Annotated in this window: 17 protein-coding genes; 5 read left to right on the top strand and 12 right to left on the bottom strand. The window is 58.5% G+C overall.

The window, feature by feature from the left end:
• Window positions 1-167 precede the first annotated feature (167 nt).
• The 8 genes from L8H52_RS08180 to L8H52_RS08145 all read right to left on the bottom strand — a co-directional run bounded on the left by L8H52_RS08180 (window position 168) and on the right by L8H52_RS08145 (window position 9,072).
• Window positions 168-902, bottom strand: coding sequence for an amino acid ABC transporter ATP-binding protein (locus L8H52_RS08180; RefSeq protein ID WP_186615352.1), 735 nt, complete (start codon window positions 900-902; stop codon window positions 168-170).
• The gene (locus L8H52_RS08175; protein WP_003227756.1) at window positions 899-1,570 is read right to left on the bottom strand and encodes an ABC transporter permease subunit; all 672 of its coding nucleotides are present in this window, start codon (window positions 1,568-1,570) and stop codon (window positions 899-901) included. Before L8H52_RS08175 ends, L8H52_RS08180 begins: the two co-directional genes overlap by 4 nt.
• A complete protein-coding gene (locus L8H52_RS08170) occupies window positions 1,570-2,316 on the bottom strand; it encodes an amino acid ABC transporter permease (protein ID WP_016986630.1) in 747 nt (248 codons plus the stop codon). Before L8H52_RS08170 ends, L8H52_RS08175 begins: the two co-directional genes overlap by 1 nt.
• A gap of 194 nt (window positions 2,317-2,510) precedes the next feature.
• A complete protein-coding gene (locus L8H52_RS08165) occupies window positions 2,511-3,437 on the bottom strand; it encodes a glutamate/aspartate ABC transporter substrate-binding protein (protein WP_077574373.1) in 927 nt (308 codons plus the stop codon).
• Between the two features lie 521 nt (window positions 3,438-3,958).
• Entirely contained in the window at window positions 3,959-5,497 is a 1,539-nt protein-coding gene (glpD, locus tag L8H52_RS08160) for a glycerol-3-phosphate dehydrogenase (RefSeq protein WP_242206661.1), read from the bottom strand.
• A 292-nt stretch (window positions 5,498-5,789) separates the two neighbouring features.
• Window positions 5,790-6,545 carry a DeoR/GlpR family transcriptional regulator gene (locus tag L8H52_RS08155; RefSeq protein WP_007916700.1) on the bottom strand — a complete coding sequence of 252 codons (756 nt, stop codon included), beginning with the start codon at window positions 6,543-6,545 and terminating at the stop codon, window positions 5,790-5,792.
• A gap of 95 nt (window positions 6,546-6,640) precedes the next feature.
• Window positions 6,641-8,143, bottom strand: a complete 1,503-nt coding sequence (glpK, locus tag L8H52_RS08150) for a glycerol kinase GlpK (RefSeq protein WP_242206659.1) — start codon at window positions 8,141-8,143, stop codon at window positions 6,641-6,643.
• 77 nt (window positions 8,144-8,220) lie between these two features.
• Window positions 8,221-9,072, bottom strand: coding sequence for an MIP/aquaporin family protein (locus tag L8H52_RS08145; protein WP_064391976.1), 852 nt, complete (start codon window positions 9,070-9,072; stop codon window positions 8,221-8,223).
• Between the two features lie 362 nt (window positions 9,073-9,434).
• Between L8H52_RS08145 and ybaK the strand changes: the two genes are divergently transcribed.
• Complete coding sequence (ybaK, locus tag L8H52_RS08140) at window positions 9,435-9,905, top strand: Cys-tRNA(Pro) deacylase (protein WP_242206656.1); 471 nt, start codon at window positions 9,435-9,437, stop codon at window positions 9,903-9,905.
• A 95-nt stretch (window positions 9,906-10,000) separates the two neighbouring features.
• Entirely contained in the window at window positions 10,001-10,783 is a 783-nt protein-coding gene (locus tag L8H52_RS08135; protein ID WP_242206654.1) for a PhzF family phenazine biosynthesis protein, read from the top strand.
• A gap of 119 nt (window positions 10,784-10,902) precedes the next feature.
• On the opposite strand, the gene L8H52_RS08130 is transcribed toward L8H52_RS08135, so the two are convergent.
• Window positions 10,903-12,012 carry an ABC transporter ATP-binding protein gene (locus L8H52_RS08130; RefSeq protein ID WP_242206652.1) on the bottom strand — a complete coding sequence of 370 codons (1,110 nt, stop codon included), beginning with the start codon at window positions 12,010-12,012 and terminating at the stop codon, window positions 10,903-10,905.
• On the bottom strand, window positions 12,009-12,929 hold the full coding sequence (argF, locus tag L8H52_RS08125; RefSeq protein WP_242206651.1) for an ornithine carbamoyltransferase: 921 nt from the start codon (window positions 12,927-12,929) through the stop codon (window positions 12,009-12,011). Before argF ends, L8H52_RS08130 begins: the two co-directional genes overlap by 4 nt.
• Window positions 12,930-13,332: 403 nt before the next feature.
• On the opposite strand from argF, the gene L8H52_RS08120 reads away from it, so the two are divergent.
• From L8H52_RS08120 to grxD, 3 genes are all read left to right on the top strand, one after another.
• The gene (locus L8H52_RS08120) at window positions 13,333-13,623 is read left to right on the top strand and encodes a hypothetical protein (RefSeq protein ID WP_007916677.1); all 291 of its coding nucleotides are present in this window, start codon (window positions 13,333-13,335) and stop codon (window positions 13,621-13,623) included.
• 134 nt (window positions 13,624-13,757) lie between these two features.
• Complete coding sequence (locus L8H52_RS08115) at window positions 13,758-15,863, top strand: molybdopterin oxidoreductase family protein (RefSeq protein ID WP_242206648.1); 2,106 nt, start codon at window positions 13,758-13,760, stop codon at window positions 15,861-15,863.
• 97 nt (window positions 15,864-15,960) lie between these two features.
• The gene (gene grxD / locus L8H52_RS08110; RefSeq protein ID WP_007916674.1) at window positions 15,961-16,302 is read left to right on the top strand and encodes a Grx4 family monothiol glutaredoxin; all 342 of its coding nucleotides are present in this window, start codon (window positions 15,961-15,963) and stop codon (window positions 16,300-16,302) included.
• Window positions 16,303-16,486: 184 nt separating this feature from the next.
• Here the strand turns inward: grxD and bfr are convergent, their stop codons facing one another.
• Window positions 16,487-16,960, bottom strand: coding sequence for a bacterioferritin (bfr, locus tag L8H52_RS08105; protein WP_007916671.1), 474 nt, complete (start codon window positions 16,958-16,960; stop codon window positions 16,487-16,489).
• A 200-nt stretch (window positions 16,961-17,160) separates the two neighbouring features.
• Window positions 17,161-17,379, bottom strand: coding sequence for a bacterioferritin-associated ferredoxin (locus L8H52_RS08100; RefSeq protein ID WP_003227725.1), 219 nt, complete (start codon window positions 17,377-17,379; stop codon window positions 17,161-17,163).
• Window positions 17,380-17,486 lie beyond the last annotated feature (107 nt).

Below are 17,486 nucleotides of genomic sequence, written 5' to 3'. Positions count from 1 at the left end.
AGTTGCCTTGGGTCAACCACCACACTTGCAGGCTCACCGCTGTCCCTGTGGGAGCGAGCTTGCTCGCGAAGAGGCCGGATCAGTCAACATCAATGTTGAATGTCAGTCCGCTTTCGCGAGCAAGCTCGCTCCCACAGGGATCAGTGTGATGGCGCAAGTACTCGGTTTTAGTGCTGCAGGATTTTCTCGAGGAAGTGCTGCGCGCGTTCGGAGCGGGCACTGATATCGCCGAAGAATTCCTCTTTCGGGCAGTCCTCGATGATCTTGCCGGCGTCCATGAAAATCACGCGGTCGGCCACTTTGCGCGCAAAGCCCATTTCGTGGGTTACGCACATCATGGTCATGCCTTCATGGGCCAGTTGCACCATCACGTCGAGCACTTCGTTGACCATCTCCGGGTCGAGCGCCGAAGTCGGTTCGTCGAACAGCATGACGATCGGGTCCATCGCCAGCGCACGGGCAATCGCCACACGCTGTTGCTGACCACCGGACAATTGCCCCGGATGCTTGTGGGCGTGAGCGGACAAACCAACGCGGTCGAGCAGTTGCAGGCCTTTCTTGGTCGCCTCTTCCTTGCTGCGGCCCAACACCTTGATCTGCGCGATGGTCAGGTTTTCGGTGATGGTCAGGTGCGGGAACAGTTCGAAATGCTGGAACACCATGCCGACGCGCGAACGCAGTTTCGGCAGGTTGGTCTTCGAATCGGCTATCGAGGTGCCGTCGACGACGATGTCGCCTTTCTGGAACGGCTCCAGCGCGTTGACGCATTTGATCAGGGTCGATTTGCCGGAACCCGACGGGCCGCAGACCACGATCACTTCGCCTTTTTTGACCTCGGTGCTGCAATCAGTCAGCACCTGGAAGTCGCCATACCACTTGTTGATGTTTTTGATAGAGATCATACGGCGAACCTTTTTTGCAGACGCTTGACCAGCAGCGAGGCGGAAAAGCTGATGATGAAGTAGACGACACCGGCGAAGATCAGGAACTCGTTGGAACGACCGATGATGTCGCCGCTGGAGCGGGCGGAGTTGAGGAAGTCCACCAGGCCCACGGTGTAGACCAGCGAGGTGTCCTGAAACAGGATGATCGACTGTTGCAGCAGCAACGGGGTCATCTTGCGGAACGCCTGGGGCAGGATGATCAGGCGCATGGTCTGGCCATAGGTCATGCCCATTGCCTGCGCTGCGGCCATCTGGCCTTTGGGGATCGACTGCACACCGGCGCGGACGATTTCGCAGAAGTACGCGGCTTCGAACATCATGAACGCCACGACGCAGGAGGTGAATGCACCGATCGGCGTGTCTTCACCGGTGATCCAGCGCAGCACGAACGGTACCGCCAGGTAGAACCAGGTGATCACCAACAGCAGCGGGATCGAACGGAAGTAGTTCACATAAGCGCCGGCCACACGGGACAGCAATTTGCTCGACGACAGGCGCATCAGCGCCAGAATCGTCCCCAGCACGATGCCGCCGACCACGCCCATGACCATCAACTGCAAGGTCATGACCATGCCGTTCCACAGGCCCGGAATGGCGGGGATGATGCCGCTGAAATCGAAGTCCATTATTTACCCCCCACGGAGATCAGGCCGGGCACCGCGACTTTCTTCTCGACCATGCGCATCAGCAACATCAGGCTCATGTTCAGGGTGAAGTAGATCAGCGTGGCCAGGGTGAACGCTTCAAACAGGTTGGCCGAGAATTCGGCGGTCTGTTTGGTTTGCGCCAGCAGTTCCATCAGGCCGATCAGGGACGCCACGGAGGAGTTCTTGAAGACGTTGAGGAATTCCGAGGTAAGCGGTGGAATGATGATCCGGTAGGCCTGGGGCAGCAGCACGTTCCAGTAGATCTGCGGCAGTTTGAAGCCCATGGCGCGAGCAGCGGATTCCTGGCCGCGTGGCAGCGCCTGGATGCCGGTACGCACTTGTTCGCAAACGCGGGCAGCGGTAAACAGACCCAGGCACACGACAACGCTCAGGTAAGCCGAGGTGGTCGGGTTGAGGTCCTGTTTGTACCAGTCCTGCAGGTTTTGCGGCAGCAGGTCGGGCACCAGAAAGTACCAGATGAACAGCTGAACCAGCAGCGGCACGTTACGGAACAGCTCGACGTAGCAGGTCGCGATGCCCGATACGATGCGGTTCGGCACCGTACGCATGACGCCCAGAATGGAGCCCAGCAGCAAGGCGATGATCCACGCCACGATGGCGATGGCGATGGTCCAGCCCAAACCGGTGACGTACCAGTCGAGATAAGTCTCGCTGCCGACGCCGGTGGACTTGAAGAATACGCCCCAGTCCCAGTTGTAATTCATTAGGGTCTCCCCTCGAGATCGATCGATGTACAAGCACCCGCTTGGGGAAGATCCTTTCCCGCCTGACGTTGAACGTCAGGCACACGCGATCGGCTCGAAAACCGCCAGGTCGAGTGTTCCACAGTACAGCCCGCAGGTAGTAACAGACGCCTGAGGGAGAGTGGCCCCCCTCAGGCAATAAGGTTAGTCAGGAATCAGATTTTTACGTCAGGCGCCGGCTTGTCGCTCGGGTTGGCGATCAGATCTTTTACCTTGTCGCTCATCGGGAAGTTCAGGTTCAGGCCTTTTGGTGGAACCGGGCTTTCGAACCACTTGCTGTAGATCTTGTTGATCTCGCCAGACTTGTACAGGGCGACGATGGCGTCATCGACAGCCTTCTTGAAGGCCGGGTCGTCTTTACGAACCATGCACGCATAGGCTTCGAAGGACTGCGGCGTACCGGTGATGATCCAGTCAGCCGGTTTCTTGGCCTTGGCTTCTTCGCCGGCGAGCAGGGCGTCGTCCATCATGAAGGCAACGGCACGGCCGCTTTCCAGCATGTTGAAGGATTCGCCGTGGTCTTTGGCGGAGATGATGTTCATGCCCATCTGCTTGTCGGCGTTCATCGCTTTGATGATGCGCTCGGACGTGGTGCCAGCGGTGGTCACGACGTTTTTGCCTTTCAGGTCGGCAAAGTCAGCGTAGGAAGGCTTGCCATCCTTGTCTTTCTTGACCAGCAGACGGGTGCCGATTTCGAAGATATTGACGGTGAAGTCGACTTGCTGAGCGCGTTCGGCGTTGTTGGTGGTGGAGCCGCACTCGATATCCGCGGTGCCGTTCTGGATCAGCGGGATACGGGTTTGCGAGGTGACCAGGTTGTACTTGACCTGCAGATCCGGCTTGTTCAGGTCTTTTTTCAGGGCTTCAACGATGGCCACTTGAATGTCGTGGGAGTAGCCCACTGGTTTGCCGGAAGCATCGGCAATGTAGGAAAACGGAATGGAGCTGTCGCGGTGAGCGAGCGTGATGGTGCCCGAATCGTTGATTTTCTTCAGGGTGCCGGTGAGTTCGGCGGCGAAAACTGGCGTGCTGATCAGAGCGGCCGCAATGGCTGCGCCCAGGATATGGGGAACGATGCGCATCAAATTTTCCTCGAATTGTTTTTTTTATGGAGCCAGTTCGTCGGCCCTTTTGTGCTTCGAATGCCTGACGGCTCCTGAAGTGTTGGCGCAACAGGCATTCGTCGAAAGAGTGTAGAGCATGAGTCGTGCCATACCAGTGAGACGTTCTTAACTTTATGATTTATAACGTTATTAAAGTTTTGTGATGGTTTTTTTTGGCGTAACTGATCCGGTTTACCGAATCGATCGGGAGGTTGCGTTCGGAAAACCGAACGATAAAAAGCCCCTCACCCTAACCCTCTCCCGGAGGGAGAGGGGACTGATCGCGGTGGATGGTCGATTTATGCCGACGTGAGATATCGAGTCGAACTCAAGTTTTGAACCCCATGAAGATCGGCTCCCTTCCCCCTCTACCCCCTGGGGGAGAGGGCTGGGGTGAGGGGGAAGGATCTAACTGACCCAATCAGGTTCAACAGAACCCACAAAACAAAAAGCCCCTGAATCTCTCAATTCAGGGGCTTCTCGTTTAAACAATGTTCACATCACGCCGCTTCGATCTTGCTACGGTTCTGCTCAACCTTACCCAGATACGCCGCAAGCTTCTCCTGCTCGGCCGGAGTGGTAAACAACCCCAGCTTGCTACGACGCCACAGAATGTCATGCGCCGTGGTCGCCCACTCTTCGCTGCACAGGTAATCGACCTCACGGGTGTAGAGCCCGCCGCCAATGTGTTCGCCCATGTCGGCGAGGGTTTCCACACCTTCGAGCATACGCCAGGTGCGGCTGCCGTAAGTGGTGGACCAGCGGCGAGCGATCTCGGTCGGTACGAAGTCGAACTTGTCGCGGATCAGCGCGCTCAAGGCCTGCGGGGTTGTCATGTTCTCGCCGCCGGGCAGTGTGGCGGTGGCGGTCCAGCTCGGGCGCATCTGGGTGAAGAACGGCAGCAACTGCGCCATCGCCGACTCGGCGAGTTTGCGGTAGGTGGTCAGCTTGCCGCCGAACACCGACAGCAGTGGCGCTTCTTCCGTGTTGCCGGACAAGGCCAGGGTGTAATCGCGGGTGACCGCCGACGGGTTGTCGGATTCGTCGTTGCACAATGGGCGTACGCCCGAGTAGCTGTGCTGGATGTCGTCGCGGCTCACCTGTTTCTTGAAGTGGGCATTCACCACTTTCAAGAGGTAATCGGTTTCGCCTTCAGTGATCGCCACTTTCGCCGGATCGCCGGTGTATTCGCGGTCGGTCGTACCGATCAGGGTGAAGTGGTTCAGATACGGAATAGTGAAAACGATGCGCTGATCTTCGTTTTGCAGAATGTGCGCGTGATCACCTTCGTACAGTTTCGGCACGATGATGTGGCTGCCCTGAATCAGACGGATGCCGTACGGCGATTCCATCTTCAGGTCGTCACGGATGAACTTGGCAACCCAGGGGCCGGCGGCGTTCACCAGCGCTTTGGCGGTAATCGAAAACAGGCTGCCGTCGGCGCGTTCCAGATTCAGGTGCCACAGGCCTTTGGCGCGACGGGCGCTGACGCAACGGGTCTGAGTGTGCACGTGGGCGCCTTTGTCACGGGCGGCCATGGCGTTGAGTACTACCAGGCGGGCATCGTCGACCCAGCAATCGGAATATTCGAAGCCTTTCTTGATTTCGCTTTTCAGCGCGCTGTCGGCGCCGAACTTGAGGCTTTTCGAGCCCGGCAGTTTTTCGCGCTTGCCGAGGTTGTCGTAGAGGAACAGGCCGGCACGAATCATCCACGCTGGACGCAGGTGCGGACGGTGCGGCAACACGAAGCGCATCGGCTTGACGATGTGCGGCGCCTTGGCCAGCAGCACTTCACGCTCGGCCAGCGCTTCACGCACCAGACGGAATTCGTAATGTTCGAGGTAGCGCAGGCCACCGTGGATCAGCTTGCTGCTGGCCGACGAGGTGTGGCTGGCCAGATCGTCCTTTTCGCAAAGGAACACCGAAAGCCCGCGACCGGCGGCATCCGCTGCGATCCCCACGCCATTGATCCCGCCGCCGATAACGGCGATGTCGTAGATCTCGGAGATTGGGGGCGTACGCAAGGTAGAGGTGGACATCGGCTGGCCTCGGGTTTTTTTGATTTTCTATATTGGAAATCGAACATGAATGTTCATTTGCGAAAATGGTAGCCCATAAAGACGCGCGCAGCCAGTCACGTTCGATTGAAAAAACTCATCGAAGATCAAAGAAAGGAAAATTTTCGAACATGGGAGGCGCTTAATGGCGCGAGAGGTGTGTTGTTTGAGTGATCGCTTTCGTCGGATCGCCGCCCGGAGCCGGCTCGCTCCCACAGTTTGAAATGCATTCCAGTGTGGGAGCGAGCCTGCTAGCCAATGAAGATAAGAAGGGTTAAACGACTTCCAGGCGAATCTTGTGCTGACTCAACAACTGCGCCAGCGCCGGCACCGGCTGCTGATCGGTCACCAGACAATCAATCAGACTGATCGGCCCCAACCGGATCATCGCGTTACGTCCGAACTTGCTCGAATCCGCCGCCAGAATCACCTGCCGCGCGTTGGCAATGATCGCCTGCGAAACCCGAACTTCCTGATAATCAAAGTCGAGCAGACTGCCGTCCTCGTCGATACCGCTAATCCCGACCAGCGCAAAATCGACCTTGAACTGATTGATGAAATCCACGCTCGCCTGACCGACAACACCGCCGTCACGACGGACATTGCCACCCGTCAGCAGCACATCGAAATCATCCTTGGCACTGAGCATCGACGCCACGTGCAGGTTATTGGTGATGATCTTCAGGTGATTGTGATTGAGCAGGGCGCGGGCAATCGATTCGGTGGTGGTGCCGATATTGATGAACAGCGAGGCGTGATCGGGGATCTGGGCGGCGATGGCTTCACCGATGCGTTGTTTTTCATCGCGCATCTGGTCGGCGCGCATTGCATAAGCGGTGTTTTCTACGCTGGAATCGTAAGCGGCGCCGCCATGGTAACGGCGCAGCAGATTGGCTTCCGCGAGCTGATTGATGTCGCGGCGAATGGTTTGCGGGGTAACAACGAACAGCGTAGCCATTTCCTCGATGCTCACATAGCCGCGTTCGCGGACCAGCTCGAGAATTTGCTGCTGACGGGGAGGCAGATTCATGGGGCTTCCTTTGGGCTGCCGTGCAAAATTTGCCCATGATGCCGCAGGAATCCGCTCCCGACCAGTTAGTTACCTGTCAGTCTCTGCAGGTTGGCTTATTCAGCGTCCTCACGCGCCCAGTCACGGGTGCGGCTGACGGCTTTTTTCCAGCCTTTATACAGTTTCTCTTTCTCCACTTCGTCCAGGCTCGGTTCGAACTCGCGCTCGATTACCGCTTTGCCGCGCAGTTCTTCCAGGCTGCCCCAGAAACCGCACGCCAGGCCGGCCAGGTACGCCGCGCCGAGTGCCGTGGTCTCGCGCATTTGCGGGCGCTCGACTTGCGTGCCGAGGATGTCGGCCTGGAACTGCATAAGGAAGTTGTTGGCCACCGCACCGCCATCCACGCGCAGGGCTTTGAGGCGTTCGCCGGAGTCCTGCTGCATGGCGTCTAGCACGTCGCGGGTCTGGTAGGCGATCGATTCCAGCGCAGCACGGATGATGTGATCGACGTGCACACCGCGCGTCAGACCGAACAGCGCGCCACGGGCATACGGGTCCCAGTACGGAGCGCCGAGACCGGTGAACGCCGGTACCAGGTACACGCCGTTGCTGTCCTTCACTTTGTTGGCGAAGTATTCGGTGTCGTGGGCGTCGTTGATGATCTTCAGCTCATCACGCAGCCATTGCACGGTCGAACCACCGTTGAACACTGCGCCTTCCAGCGCATAAGCGACTTCGCCACGCGGGCCGCAAGCGATGGTGGTGAGCATGCCGTGCTGGGATTTCACCGCTTTGTCGCCGGTGTTCATCAGCAGGAAGCAGCCGGTGCCGTAGGTGTTTTTTGCCTGACCCGGCTCGACGCACATTTGACCGAACAGGGCGGCCTGCTGGTCGCCAGCGATACCGCCGATGGCGATGCCGCTCTTGGTGCGACCGTAGATTTCCGAGGAGGCCTTCACTTCCGGGAGCATTTCGCGCGGGATGTCGAGGATCTCCAGCATCTTCGAATCCCACTCCAGCGAGTGGATGTTGAAGAGCATGGTGCGCGAGGCGTTGGTGTAGTCGGTGACGTGCACTTTGCCACCGGTGAATTTCCAGATCAGCCAGCTATCGACGGTGCCGAACAGCAGTTCGCCGTTACGCGCACGTTCACGGCTGCCTTCGACGTTATCGAGGATCCACTTCAGCTTGGTGCCGGAGAAGTACGGGTCGGTGACCAGACCGGTGTTGTCGCGGATGTACTCTTCGTGGCCGTCACGCTTGAGCTGCTGGCAGATCTCGGTGCTGCGGCGGCACTGCCAGACGATGGCGTTGTACACCGGCCGGCCGGTGGTCTTGTCCCAGACCACGGTGGTTTCACGCTGGTTGGTGATGCCGATGGCAGCGACCTGATCGTGATGCAGACCGGCCTGGGCCAGCGCTTCAACCATCACTGCGCTCTGGGTGGCGAAGATTTCCATCGGGTCGTGTTCGACCCAGCCGGCCTGTGGGTAATGCTGGGCGAATTCGCGCTGCGCGGTGCAGACCACGTTCGCATCGCGGTCGAAAATGATCGCGCGGGAGCTGGTCGTACCCTGATCGAGGGCAATGATGTAGTTCTTATTCTGAATGTCGGTCATGTCGATTGCCTTGGACGAAATAAGGGAGAGTGGGCCGTGGCGCAGGCTCTATTGGGCAGGAGCCTGCGCCGACTGTTTCAAGAAGTTCTTGGTTTGCCGTCAATGGCCGGTTCTGCATCCTTTGTAGCAGGTGTGGCGCCGGTCAGGTGACGGGCGATGAGCCCGCGATACCCGGCAGCGCCGAGGCAGGCACCGACAATCGGTGCAAAAATCGGAATCAGGAAGTACGGAATATCGCGACCGCCAGTGAAGGAAATTTCACCCCAGCCGGTAAAGAAAGTCATCAGCTTCGGACCGAAGTCACGCGCCGGGTTCATCGCGAAACCGGTCAGCGGGCCCATCGAGCTACCGATCACGGCAATCAGCAAACCGATCAGCAGCGGTGCCAGCGGGCCTTTCGGCAAACCGTTGTTGTCGTCGGTCAGCGACATGATCACGCCCATCAGGATCGCGGTGATGATCATCTCGACCAGGAACGCCTGAGCAGTCGACAGCACCGGATTGGGGAAGGTCGAGAACACCGAGGCCAACTCGAGGCTGGCCGCCGAGCCACGAACCATTTGGTGAGTTTGTTCGTAATCGAAGAAAAGATTGCTGTACAGCGTGTAAACCAGCAACGCACCGCAGAACGCTCCAGCGATCTGCGACAGAATATAGAACGGCAGTTTGCGCTTTTCGAAGTCAGCGAAGATCGCCAGCGCGATGCTGACCGCCGGGTTCAGGTGCGCGCCGGAAACACCGGCAGTGAGGTAGATCGCCATGCTCACGCCGACGCCCCAGATGATGCTGATTTCCCACAGGCCAAAGCTGGCGCCCGCGACTTTGAGCGCGGCGACACAGCCTGTGCCGAAAAAGATCAGAAGAGCAGTACCCAGAAACTCGGCCATGCATTGGCTCGAGAGCGTTGGTTGCTGTAAAGCAGTTGTCATTGAAAACCTCGGTTTTTGTTGTTGTCTGGCGTCTTGCCGGTAGGGCAGGGCGCGATTTTCACCAGGTAGGAATCCCCATTCCGTTCCCGGTTTACTGCTGGGTGCTGCGATGACGATAATTCTTACATTATTCAGATTCGAAAAAATATAGACAAGAAACAAACCTGTCAAAGGTCGAAAGTGAACCATCGGTCACAATAAAACTATTCGCTGCGTGAATGATCCTCTGGCATCGACGCGCGATGGTGCTTGTGGAATGTCTGCAAGCCACGGGAATCGTGGCTTGGGATAGAGCCTTTTGGGGGCTGATCGCCTAGAATCCGACGCAGCATTTTTCTGTCACTGCCGAGCCTGGAGCTGCCATGACCCCTGCGTTGGACTTGTTGAAAAAAGTTCGTGCCGAACATCGCGTGCACAGTTACGAACATGACCCCAAAGCCGCCTCCTATGGGCTGGAGGCCGCAGAGAAACTGGCACTGGAACCGGCGCAGGTGTTTAAAACCTTGCTGGCGGCCAGCGAAAAAGGTGAGTTGCTGGTGGCGGTGGTGCCGGTCGTCGGAAGTCTCGATCTCAAAGGTCTGGCGCATGCGGCGGGAGTGAAAAAAGCCGAGATGGCTGACCCGGCGGCCGCACAACGCTCCACCGGTTATCTGTTGGGAGGCATCAGTCCGTTGGGGCAGAAAAAGCGCCTGCGCACCTTCATTGATAACTCGGCTCAGGGTTTTGCGACTATTTATGTCAGTGCCGGTCGGCGAGGCCTGGAGGTCGAACTGGCACCCGCCGTGCTCGCCGAGCATACCCAGGCGAAATTTGCCGATATTGGCCGCGCGTGACCGTGATCGCTGTATGCAGAAAATTCGCCGGTTCTGTCACTGGCGCTGATCGCCGCGTGGTTGCATGCTCTGGCGACTGACTTAGGGAGAAGGTTATGCAGCTCGAGTTTCATCAGGTCGACGCGTTCAGTGATCGGCCGTTCAGTGGCAATCCGGCGATGGTCTATCGGCTGGACGCCTGGCTCGCGGATGAGCTGATGCAGAAGATCGCCGCCGAACACAATCTGGCGGAAACTGCGTTTCTGGTACGCGAGGGTCAGGCCTGGCATATCCGCTGGTTCACCCCGACCACCGAAGTGCCGTTGTGCGGGCACGCTACGCTGGCCAGTGCTTATGTGCTGTTCGAGATCTACAAGGAATCCGCCGAGCGTATCGACTTCACCTGTAAATCCGGTCCGCTGAGCGTCACGCGGGAAGGTGATCGGTTGTGGCTGGATTTCCCTTCGATCGTGCCGTCCGAGATTGGTGTAACTGTCGACGTCGAGCGGGCGCTGGGTGTCGAGGCGGTCGATGTACTCGGCTCCAACGAACTGTTCGTAGTACTGGAATCGGAGCAGGCCGTGCTCGATTGCCAGCCGGACATGGTTGCGCTGGCCAAGCTGCCGTGGCTGGGCGCGATCGTCACGGCGCGCGGCAATCAGCACGATTTCGTCTCGCGCTATTTTGCCCCGGCGATTGGCATCAATGAGGATCCGGTGACCGGGTCGACGCATTGCAGCCTGATTCCGTATTGGTCAAAACGCTTGGGCAAGTCGAGCCTGACTGCGTGCCAGCGTTCGGCGCGGGGCGGGGAGTTGTTTTGTCGGCTAGAGGGCGAGCGGGTGAAGATTGGCGGCAATGCGACGCTGGTTGCCAGCGGTACATTGTTGTTGGGCTAGTCCAAAAAAACTTGTGGGAGCGAGCCTGCTCGCGAATACGGTAGGTCAGTCAAATCATCTGTGACTGATACATTGCATTCGCGAGCAGGCTCGCTCCCACAGTTTTGATCCATGTTGGATCAGAGTGCGTTGCTGTACCGGCGGACGCCGTTTTCCGCCGCCGGGATTTGTGCGGCGGTACTGCCCGATGCCTGGAACAACACCAGATGTTCAGCGGCTACGCGAATCCCCACCTCCGCCCCCACCTGATGATCAGCATGGCTCGGGAAAATCGATTCCAGCTGCGCCCCCGTCGGCAGTTGCAGGCGATACAGCGTCGAAGCGCCCAGAAAGGTCTTGCCGACAATCCGTGCTTTCAAGCCACTGTCCGGTGCATAAACGATGTCATCCGGGCGCAGCAATACATCCACCGCCCCGCCAATCGGCCAGGTATAAGCCCGATTGCCACGCAGCTCACCCAGTTCGGTCTGCACCGATTCCGGGCTGCCGAGCTGGCCGCGAATGAAGTAACCCTGACCGATGAAGCTGGCCACGTACGGCGTTGCCGGTTCGTGGTACAGGTTATACGGCGTGTCCCACTGCTCCAGGCGACCTTCCTTGAACACGCCAACGTGGTCGCTGACGGCGAAGGCTTCTTCCTGATCGTGGGTCACGAGGATCGCGCTGGTGCCACGGGCCTTGAGAATGTCGCGCACCTCATGACTGAGCTTGCGGCGCAGTTCGCCATCGAGGTTGGAGAACGGCTCATCAAGCAGCAGCAATTGCGGTTCCGGCGCCAGGGCGCGGGCGAGGGCGACACGCTGTTGCTGGCCGCCGGACAATTCGTGCGGGAAGCGCTTGCCGAGGTTTTTCAGGTTGACCAGTTCGAGCAGCTCTTCGGTGACCCGCTCTTTGTGCGGGTGTTTGCGAATGCCGAAGGCGATGTTGTCGGCAACGCTCAGGTGCGGAAACAGCGCGTAGTCCTGGAACACCATGCCGATCCGGCGTTTCTCCGGCGCCAAGGTGAAACCGGCGCTGGAGATGGTTTCGCCGCCGAGGGTGATTTCGCCCTCGTGCACCGGTTCGAAGCCGGCGATGGCGCGCAGGGTGGTGGTCTTGCCGCAGCCGGAAGAGCCGAGCAGGCAACCGATGTCACCGGCGTTGAGGTGCAGATTGAGGTTCTGCACCACACGTTGATCTTGATAACCGCAAGCGAGGTTGCGCAGGTTCAGCAGTAATTCATGGCTCATGCGTGGTGATATGCCGGTTCAACGAGGAACTCGAGCAGGGCCTTCTGTGCGTGGAGACGGTTTTCTGCCTGATCCCAGGCGACGGAGCGCGGGTCATCAAGCAGGTCGAGACTGATTTCTTCGCCACGGTGCGCCGGCAGGCAATGCATGAACAGCACGTCCTCGGCAGCGAGGTCGAGCAGGGCACGGTTGACCTGGAACGGCGCGAACAGCTTGAGGCGCTTGGCAGTTTCCTCTTCCTGGCCCATCGAAGTCCAGACATCGGTGCTCACCAGGTGCGCGCCACGCACGGCGTCTTGCGGGTCGCGAACGATGGTCACGCGATCACCGGCCTTGGCGACGAATTCAGGGTTGGGCTCGTAGCCTTCCGGGCAAGCGATGCGCAACTGGAAGTCGAACTGCATCGCCGCTTCTATATAGCTGTTGCACATGTTGTTGCCGTCGCCGATCCAGGCCACGGTTTTGCCCTGGATCGAGCCACGGTGCTCGAGGAACGTCTGCATGTCGGCCAGCAACTGGCACGGGTGCAGATCATCGGACAGGCCGTTGATCACGGGCACGCGCGAGTTGGCGGCGAATTCGGTCAGGGTGCTGTGGGCAAAGGTACGGATCATCACCGCATCGAGCATGCTCGACATGACGATGGCACAATCGCCGATCGGCTCGCCACGGCCCAGTTGGGTGTCACGCGGCGACAGGAAGATCGCCTGACCGCCGAGCTGGATCATGCCGGCCTCGAAGGAGATGCGCGTACGGGTCGAGGACTTCTCGAAGATCATGCCCAGTACGCGGTTTTTCAGAGGCTCGAACAGTACGCCGCGGTTACGCAGGTCCTTGAGCTCAACGCCTCGACGGATCACGCTGACCAGCTCTTCGGGCGTGCAATCCATCAGGGAGAGAAAGTGCCTTGCGCTCATCATTGACTACCTTTTGCTACAAACCGCAGATGCTCAAAGCCTTGTTTAACGGAACAACGGGCGAGACCTGCGGCGTAAGCCGCACGGGGCGACGAAATAGGGGAAGGCGCGATATTGACACTAAATGTCGCGTTACGCCAATAGGCTACGGTTTTTGCGGGATTCGGAGGGCGCACCGGATTTTGCAGTCGCGCATTTGAAGCCGGGTTCAGGACAGCAGCGAGTCCCTTTGTACACTGGCCTCGCAGGGCTTGGCAATGCGCCGTGGCGGGGATGGAGCACGCTGAGTCGGTTTACGACCGTGGCGCCATGCCACCACTTGGTCGGATGCTCGAGCTGAAACATTTGCTAAAGCAAAGTGCTGGGTTATAAATAAGTTTCGAGCGACGCAGGAAGCCTCCGCATGGAATCGAAAGAAAAACTGTTAATGGAATTGCTGGGCCACACGGCTCGCTCTCTGACCCATCTCACCGCGTCGGTCACCTCAATGTCGTTCGAACTGCTGCGCAGCGAAGACGAAGTCGTCAAGAGCGCCGGCCGCCACATGATCGATCGCATGGCAACCATCAGCGCCGGGCTCGACGAACACTGGCGATTGATCGGCGAACTCACCGGCGTTCACGTCGCCCACGAGCAGATCGAAACCATCCAGGAAATCCAGCTCGCAGCACCTCCGCAGCTTCCATCGAGTTGAGCGCGGCGGTCTATCGGCTCACCTGATAGGCATCGATTCACAAGACGAACGTCGCTGGCGCCGCTTCTTCGCTCGGGCCATAGTTTTGTTCCCGCGGGCGTGATTGCCCGCCCAGAACAAGACAGAGACTGGCCATGACCAAGACTCTCCATCACCGTGCCTGCCACCTGTGTGAGGCCATTTGCGGCCTGACCATCGAGACCACCGAAACCGATGGCAATGTCGCGATCACCTCGATCAAAGGCGATGCGCTCGACACCTTCAGTCGCGGCCACATCTGCCCCAAAGCCGTGGCGCTGCAAGACATTCAGAATGACCCCGACCGTCTGCGTCAGCCGATGCGCCGCGTGGGCAGCGAATGGCTGCCGATCGAGTGGGACGAGGCTTTTGCGCTGGTGGCCGAGAAGCTGGCGGCGATTCAGGAGCGTCACGGCCAGAACGCGGTCGCGGTCTATCAAGGCAACCCAAGCGTGCATAACTACGGGCTGATGACCCACAGCAATTATTTCCTCGGTTTGCTGAAGACGCGCAATCGCTTCTCGGCGACCTCGGTCGATCAGTTGCCGCACCACCTGAGCAGTTATTTGATGTACGGCCACGGCTTGCTATTGCCGATTCCGGACATCGACCACACCGATTTCATGTTGATCCTCGGCGGCAATCCGCTGGCGTCCAACGGCAGCATCATGACCGTGCCCGATGTCGAGAAACGTTTAAAAGCTATTCAGGCTCGCGGTGGTAAGGTCGTGGTGGTCGATCCACGGCGCAGCGAAACGGCGGCGATGGCTGATCAGCATCTGTTCGTGCGCCCGGGTGGTGATGCGGCGTTGTTGTTTGGTGTGCTCAACACGTTGTTCCGTGAAGGCCTGACCCGCGACAGTCATTTGCCGGTCGATGGGCTCGACGAGGTGCGCGCTGCAGTGGCGACGTTCACGGCAGATGCGATGAGTCCGCTGTGCGCCGTTCCCGCCGAGCAGATCCGTCAGTTGGCGCGTGATTTTGCCGCCGCGCCGAGTGCGGTTTGCTATGGCCGGATGGGCGTTTCAACCCAGGCCTTTGGCACGCTGTGCCACTGGGTGGTGCAGTTGATCAACCTGGTCTCCGGCAACCTCGACCGGGTAGGTGGCGCGTTGTGCACCGAACCCGCAGTGGATCTGGTGGCATCGACCTCCGGCGGACACTTCAACAAGTGGCAGAGCCGGGTGTCCGGGCGTCCCGAGTACGGCGGCGAGTTGCCGGTTTCGGCACTGGCCGAAGAGATGCTCACCGAAGGCGAGGGTCAGATCCGAGCGCTGATCACGGTGGCCGGCAACCCGGTGCTGTCGACGCCGAACGGACGGCAACTGGAACAGGCGCTGGACGGCCTGGAATTCATGGTCAGCATCGACCTGTACATCAACGAAACCACGCGTTACGCCGATCTGATCCTGCCGTCGACGTCGGCGCTGGAGAACGATCACTACGACACCACGTTCAATCTGTTCGCGGTGCGTAATGTCACTCGCTTCAATCGCGCGATCCTTGCCAGGCCCGAGGGCGCGCTGCATGACTGGGAGATCTTTGTCGGTCTGGCCAAGGCCTTCGCCGAAACAACCGGCAAGGAGCTGAAACCGACCATGCCACCAGCGAAGATGATCGACATGGGTCTGCGCATGGGCATGTACGGAGACGCGTCAGAGCAGAAGCTCTCGTTGGCGACATTGTTCGATCATCCCCATGGCGTTGATCTGGGCGCTTTGAAAGCGAATCTGGCGCCGCGTCTGAAAACGCCAAACCAGCATGTGCAGGCCGCGCCGCCAGAGATCCTTGCCGACCTCGCACGGTTTGCCGCGTTGCAGGCGCCTGCTGCTGATGAGCTGCTGATGATCGGCCGTCGCCATGTACGCAGCAACAATTCGTGGATGCACAACTACCACCGTCTGGTGAAGGGCAAGCCACGCCATCAGTTGCTGATGCACCCTGATGATCTCGCCAGCCGTGGTCTCAACGATGGTCAGTTGGTGCGCGTCAGTTCGCGGGTGGGGCAGATCGAGGTGGAAGTGCTCGGCAGCCTCGACATGATGAGAGGCGTGGTCAGCCTGCCGCATGGTTGGGGTCATGCACGGCCAGGCGTACAGATGGCGATTGCCAGCGGTCAGCCGGGGTCGAGTGCCAATGACCTGACTGATGAATGTCAGCTCGACGAGTTGTCCGGCAATGCGGCGCTGAACGGCGTGCCGGTCACCGTGGCGGCGGCTTGAGCGTGACCGTCGGGGAGACCGAGCATGGCGCTCGGGATTCCGTTACAATGCGTCACCGTGCCGACCCGTGAGTCGGAAAGTTCAGCCGAGGTGCTCCATGGATATCATCGAAACGATTAAAGAGCAGATTGCCAACAACACCATTCTGCTTTACATGAAAGGCTCGCCGAATGCCCCGCAGTGCGGCTTCTCCGCGAAAGCTGCGCAGGCTGTAATGGCGTGTGGTGAAAAGTTTGCGTACGTGGACATCCTGCAGAACCCGGAAATCCGCGCCAACCTGCCTAAATACGCCAACTGGCCGACTTTCCCGCAACTGTGGGTTGGCGGTGAGCTGGTCGGCGGTAGCGACATCATGACCGAGATGGCTGCAGACGGTTCGCTGCAAACCACCATCAAGTCGGCTGTTGAAGCGGCAGCGGCGAACAAGTCCGAAGCCTGATCAGCCAGGTTTCATGCGACAGCTGCTTCTGCAGGAGCTGTCGAGTGAAACGAGGCTGCGATCTTTTGATTTTCAGCCAATAAAAAGCCCCGCCACTCGAAAGAGGGCGGGGCTTTTTAGTGCGTTCGAAAAGTTACTGCTAGTTGCCGGTGCAGTCTGAAAAGATCGCAGCCTGCGGCAGCTCCTACTCTTCGCCCATCTGCGATTGCAGATAGTTCTCAAGACCGACTTTATCGATCAGGCCCAGTTGGGTTTCCAGCCAGTCGATATGTTCTTCTTCGGATTCGAGAATGTCTTCAAGCAGTTCACGGCTACCGAAGTCACCGACGGTTTCGCAATGCGCGATCGCGGTCTTCAGGTCAGCGTGGCCGGTCTTCTCGATACGCAGGTCGCACTCCAGCATTTCCTTGGTGTGCTCGCCGATGTGCAGCTTGCCCAGATCCTGTACGTTCGGCAGGCCTTCGAGGAACAGGATGCGCTTGATCAGCTTGTCCGCGTGTTTCATCTCGTCGATGGATTCTTTGTACTCGTGTTTGCCGAGCTTGTTCAGACCCCAATCTTCGTACATGCGCGCATGCAGGAAGTACTGATTGATCGCGACCAGCTCATTGGCAAGGATCTTGTTGAGATGCTGGATGACTGTAATGTCGCCTTTCATGATCGGAGTCCTGCCCTGTATTCGCTGTATATACGGCAGAGTTTGAGCTTCGTACTTATAAGTGTCAAACCTAAGTTATTGAATAATATATGAAAATTAATCGGAATAAGAATGTTTGTGTTCCGCGTCTGGAACCTAAGCAATTGATTTTCAGGCATAAAAAAACCGGACATAAGTCCGGTTCTCTGAAATAGGGGGTATTACGCGGCAGTAAATTCTACCGGATAAGGGATCGCAGCCTGAGCGGTTTGCAGCTTGGTCAGGGTTTCGCGGACGACTTCCTTGGCAAGGCAGGCACATTTGCCGCATTGGCTGGCGACGCCGGTGGCCTGGCGGACTTCTTTATAGCTGCAGCAACCTTCATAGATCGCTTCGCGGATCTGTCCGTCGGTGACGCCAGTGCAGAGACAAACATACATAAGTGAGAACCGTCGCTGGTTGTGACTCAATTGCGATGGATCTTAATGTTAACGAGAATGATTGTCAAAGTGCTTTCGGAAGGCTTTTGCCGATTGACAGCGGTGAC

Source organism: Pseudomonas sp. CROZ-RG-20F-R04-15 (assembly GCF_022662375.1).
Lineage (GTDB): Bacteria > Pseudomonadota > Gammaproteobacteria > Pseudomonadales > Pseudomonadaceae > Aquipseudomonas.
This window is presented reverse-complemented; position numbering and strand designations above follow the sequence as displayed.

Coding starts and splice junctions, on each gene's coding strand:
- L8H52_RS08175 (WP_003227756.1), bottom strand. CDS start 1,570: ATGGACTTCGATTTCAGCGGCATCATCCCCGCCATTCCGGGCCTGTGG.
- argF (WP_242206651.1), bottom strand. CDS start 12,929: ATGAGCGCAAGGCACTTTCTCTCCCTGATGGATTGCACGCCCGAAGAG.
- glpD (WP_242206661.1), bottom strand. CDS start 5,497: ATGTCCACCTCTACCTTGCGTACGCCCCCAATCTCCGAGATCTACGAC.
- L8H52_RS08120 (WP_007916677.1), top strand. CDS start 13,333: ATGGAATCGAAAGAAAAACTGTTAATGGAATTGCTGGGCCACACGGCT.
- ybaK (WP_242206656.1), top strand. CDS start 9,435: ATGACCCCTGCGTTGGACTTGTTGAAAAAAGTTCGTGCCGAACATCGC.
- L8H52_RS08135 (WP_242206654.1), top strand. CDS start 10,001: ATGCAGCTCGAGTTTCATCAGGTCGACGCGTTCAGTGATCGGCCGTTC.
- glpK (WP_242206659.1), bottom strand. CDS start 8,143: ATGACCGACATTCAGAATAAGAACTACATCATTGCCCTCGATCAGGGT.
- L8H52_RS08115 (WP_242206648.1), top strand. CDS start 13,758: ATGACCAAGACTCTCCATCACCGTGCCTGCCACCTGTGTGAGGCCATT.
- L8H52_RS08100 (WP_003227725.1), bottom strand. CDS start 17,379: ATGTATGTTTGTCTCTGCACTGGCGTCACCGACGGACAGATCCGCGAA.
- L8H52_RS08155 (WP_007916700.1), bottom strand. CDS start 6,545: ATGAATCTGCCTCCCCGTCAGCAGCAAATTCTCGAGCTGGTCCGCGAA.
- L8H52_RS08145 (WP_064391976.1), bottom strand. CDS start 9,072: ATGACAACTGCTTTACAGCAACCAACGCTCTCGAGCCAATGCATGGCC.
- L8H52_RS08165 (WP_077574373.1), bottom strand. CDS start 3,437: ATGCGCATCGTTCCCCATATCCTGGGCGCAGCCATTGCGGCCGCTCTG.
- L8H52_RS08130 (WP_242206652.1), bottom strand. CDS start 12,012: ATGAGCCATGAATTACTGCTGAACCTGCGCAACCTCGCTTGCGGTTAT.
- L8H52_RS08180 (WP_186615352.1), bottom strand. CDS start 902: ATGATCTCTATCAAAAACATCAACAAGTGGTATGGCGACTTCCAGGTG.
- bfr (WP_007916671.1), bottom strand. CDS start 16,960: ATGAAAGGCGACATTACAGTCATCCAGCATCTCAACAAGATCCTTGCC.
- L8H52_RS08170 (WP_016986630.1), bottom strand. CDS start 2,316: ATGAATTACAACTGGGACTGGGGCGTATTCTTCAAGTCCACCGGCGTC.
- grxD (WP_007916674.1), top strand. CDS start 15,961: ATGGATATCATCGAAACGATTAAAGAGCAGATTGCCAACAACACCATT.